This is a genomic window from Rhodococcus sp. CX, from assembly GCF_015865005.1.
GTDB lineage: Bacteria > Actinomycetota > Actinomycetes > Mycobacteriales > Mycobacteriaceae > Rhodococcus.
In genome coordinates this window covers 54,159-57,735 of sequence record NZ_JADZGH010000182.1, presented here as the reverse complement: position 1 = coordinate 57,735, position 3,577 = coordinate 54,159, and the positions used below count along the sequence as shown (strand labels likewise).

Sequence of the window (3,577 nt, the reverse complement as noted above, 5' to 3'; positions counted from 1 at the left end):
CGAGCTGCGCCGAGACATCGCGCTAAAGCTCGCCCACGACATCGCCGACGCCCTCTCCGAAGGAACCAAACCGTGACGCTCACCGACACCCACACCCCTGCACAGGCCGCCGACCGTCGCCGCATGACCAGCAGCATCATGCAGATCGTCGGCGAGCGCGTTCACTACCTGAACCTCGCGCACGAGGTCGCCGGCATCGAGAACCCCATGCACGAGTCCCCGACCACCGACCAGTTGCGCGAGATGCTGGACGCCGCGCCCGCCTACATGGACCAGGTCCGCGCCGAGAAGGCCGACCGGGAGCGCGTACCCGTCGTGTCCGCAGCCGACGAGCTGGCCGCCCTCGAGGACGCGATCCGCGACGGCCTCGACGTCTCCCCCGCCGAGCTGGCCGCCGCGCAGGCGAAGGCACAGGCTGAGGCCCACGGCGCCGAGCTGGCCGCCGCTGGTCTCAAGGCACGCGAGAAGGCCGCCCGCGAACTCGCGAAGTCGCAGACGGCCGCCCTCGACGAGGTACGCAAGAACCCGCCGACCATGACCAACGTCGACGAGCAGGTAACCGCCGCGGTCGCCGCCCTCGACGCGCTGCAGGCCGCGGTCGCCGACTACAGAACCCAGGTGCAGGCCGCCGCCGACACGATGACCGCCGGCGGCGTGATTACCCACACGGGCCTCGGTTCACCCACGGGGGTGGACAGCTACGTCGGTCACGGGTTCGTGCAGGTCGACGGCGTGATCTACGCGGCCGCCGACCGCCTCGCCGAGGTTCGCCGCCGCCTCGCTAGTCACCCGCTCATCCGAGCCCGCTAGGCCCCGGAGGGGGCGCGTACGTATTAGTTCGTGCGCGTCCCCATCCGCTCGCTCAGGTGGAACAGTGGCATCCTCGTAAGATCTGCCCTGGTTGAGTTGCGGGCGGGGCATCGCACCCACCGCGACTACTGCACAACCTTCCCTGAAGCGAACAACTCGACGAGGGTCGAAGCAACCATGACCGCGGTCTCCGCTTCCTCCTGAGAAACGGGCGGAGCAGTGGCATCCCCACCGTGGCGGTCATGCTGCCCCACCCACAGCATCCGCATCATCCCGAGCAGCACATCATGCGTCCGAGAGTCCTGGTGCTCGCGAGTGTGCGGCAGCCTGAACCTCCCCGAATCCCGAATCTGCGCGATCATCGTTCCCAAGGTCGCGCCGGCGTGATTTGCGCTCACAACCGGCTTAGCGGCATCCTCGACTGCTTTCACGGCGAGGCTGTATGCCTTCGACGGGTCCGGGTTCACCCCGTAGGCGCACGAGAATGCCTCAGCGAGGCGCTGGCCCGCATGTCCACGGTTCGCGGTCACATGTTTAACGAAGTCCTCGGTACCCTCCGCGACGCGCTTCACCAATCCGGGCTTGCCCTGACGCATTCCAACTGTCCATGCCGACCCGGACTCGAGCAGCAAGGCGCCGAGTTCAGCACTGTCGGGATCCGGAGCTTTGGAGGTGGCGAGCAGGTAATCGACGAGTACCCATTCCCGGTTCCTTTGCTCGAAAGTCCTGAGGAGAGATTCTGCATAAACGACTGGCTTACCCGAAATATGGCCGATTGGTGTGCGCAAGTCTCGTTCCAACCTACGAAGACGATCCTTGGCCAGCATGTCGAAAGCTCCAATGGAGCGCTCGGAGATCACTTCCGCGATCCACAAAAGCAAAGACGGCTTGAGCCACGGAGTCACTTCGCCGTAAAGGGCAGCGTAGTCCTGCCCGTCGTCGGCATCGAGGGGCTGCCACGTTTCAGTCATGCCACGGATTATGCCGAATTATGGTGGCGCAGGTGGTACCTGGACACCGAGGCAACGTGGTCTCTACCGCAACTGAAGATCGGTCTCTCTTGCTCGTCATAAGAGGGAGTTATGACGAACAGGACCGCCCGATCGCCCCGTCGATGGCGTCATTGGTCACCCCGCCGACGGTAGCGCGTCTACGGGCGATAGGGCGCGCCGTGAAATGGCCGGAGACGGCTGATGCCACGTCCCGGGCATCCGAGGTTGCCCCCAGATTCAAACCCGTTTACAGTTCCCACCACTATTGAGTGGAAGGAACACCATGCCCCGCCATCCCCTGCCGCCCGGCGGTCACGGCAACATCAGCCGCGTCCCGATCCACCGCCGCCGCATCGCGTCCGGCAAGTACCAAGACGTCGCGCTCGTCCGAGGTGCCGACGGGCAGCACTATGCGCGCGAGGACACCGACCACACCGAACCGCTCCCTGTCACCAGTTGGCGGGCAAGTTGCCGCGTGCGCGACCACGACGGGCACACCCGCAAGGTCGAAGCGGCCGGACCGTCCGGCGCGGCCGCCGAACGTGCGCTACAGCGAGCACTCGCCAATCGGCATCCGACCACCGGCGGGAAGATCACCCCGGATACGCGCGTCACCGACCTGTGGACCGCCTACAGGCAACAGTGCATCGACGACGGCAAGGCAGCCCGCACCCTCGACGCCTACGACGAGGCCGCGGTACGGATCAACGCAGGACTGGGTGGACTCCGCATCCGCGAAACCGGCACGCAGCGACTCGACCAGTTCCTCGACGAGATCGCAACGCACAACGGCCCCGCAGTCGCCAAACGCTGCCGCTCGGTCCTCTCCGGGATGTTCCGACTCGCCGCACGGTACGGCGCAATCCAACACAACCCGGTCCGGGAAGTCCGGCCGGTCAAAGCAACCCGCACCGAACGGACGTTCCTCACCGCGGCAGATGTCCGCACGATCGTCGGCGGTATGCGCTCGAGCACCACACCCCTACCGCCGGCACCCGGGGCGAAGCGGCAAACCTCCCGGATCACCGTCAGCGAGTACGCCCGCGAAGCGGATATCGCCGATCCCATCCTGTTCCTTGCCTGCACTGGCGCCCGGATCGGTGAAGCACTCGCCCTCCGCTGGCAGGACGTCGACCTCGACGCCGGCACTGTCACGATCACCGGGCACGTCGTGACCGCGAAGGGGCAACCGCTCGCTCGCGTCGACGGTGCCAAGTCCGAGAGTGGCGTCCGGACGCTGCATATCCCTCCCATTGCTGTCGACATGTTGCGAACACGCCTCGAGTCGCCGATGTCGGCACTGTCCGTCTACGTGTTCCCGTCGAGCACCGGGAACGTCCGCGATCCCAATTCGTTCCGCAAGCCGTGGCGTCGCGTGGCCTCTGCGCTCGGATACGAAGGTCTGGGAACCCATGCGTTCCGTAAGGCTGTGGCAACCGAGATCGACGCGGCCGGACTGTCGTCTCGGGTGGCCGCTGATGTGCTCGGTCACGCGCAGGTGTCGATGACCACCGATGCGTACTTCGCCCGGAACCGGGCGCACGCGATGGTTGCGGGCGTGATCCAGGACATGCTCACGGGCAGCGCCGGGCAGGACACCGACGAGAATTAGGTGGGAAAGCGGTGGAATGCCGGACCCATATCGAAACGAACCGAGCGGGAAAGCTCCCCTACCAGGCAAAAGAGTGGGGCGGGCGGGGCTCGAACCCGCGACCAATGGATTATGAGTTCGTTCAGAACCCCACGCACACACTGCGACTTCCTGTCAAATATCC

At 65.8% G+C, this 3,577-nt stretch carries 3 protein-coding genes; 2 read left to right on the top strand and 1 reads right to left on the bottom strand.

Annotated elements, in window-relative coordinates; genetic code table 11:
- Positions 1 to 72: 72 nt before the first annotated feature.
- Positions 73 to 810 (top strand): hypothetical protein, encoded by a 738-nt coding sequence (locus tag I0Q12_RS19560; protein ID WP_197253721.1) that lies wholly within the window; start codon positions 73 to 75, stop codon positions 808 to 810.
- 125 nt (positions 811 to 935) lie between these two features.
- Here the strand turns inward: I0Q12_RS19560 and I0Q12_RS19555 are convergent, their stop codons facing one another.
- Complete coding sequence (locus tag I0Q12_RS19555; protein ID WP_197253719.1) at positions 936 to 1,781, bottom strand: hypothetical protein; 846 nt, start codon at positions 1,779 to 1,781, stop codon at positions 936 to 938.
- 304 nt (positions 1,782 to 2,085) lie between these two features.
- Here I0Q12_RS19555 and I0Q12_RS19550 point away from each other — a divergent pair, with 304 nt between their 5' ends.
- Entirely contained in the window at positions 2,086 to 3,414 is a 1,329-nt protein-coding gene (locus I0Q12_RS19550; RefSeq protein ID WP_197253717.1) for a site-specific integrase, read from the top strand.
- The last annotated feature ends 163 nt before the right edge of the window (positions 3,415 to 3,577 follow it).

Coding starts and splice junctions, on each gene's coding strand:
- I0Q12_RS19550 (WP_197253717.1), top strand. CDS start 2,086: ATGCCCCGCCATCCCCTGCCGCCCGGCGGTCACGGCAACATCAGCCGC.
- I0Q12_RS19555 (WP_197253719.1), bottom strand. CDS start 1,781: ATGACTGAAACGTGGCAGCCCCTCGATGCCGACGACGGGCAGGACTAC.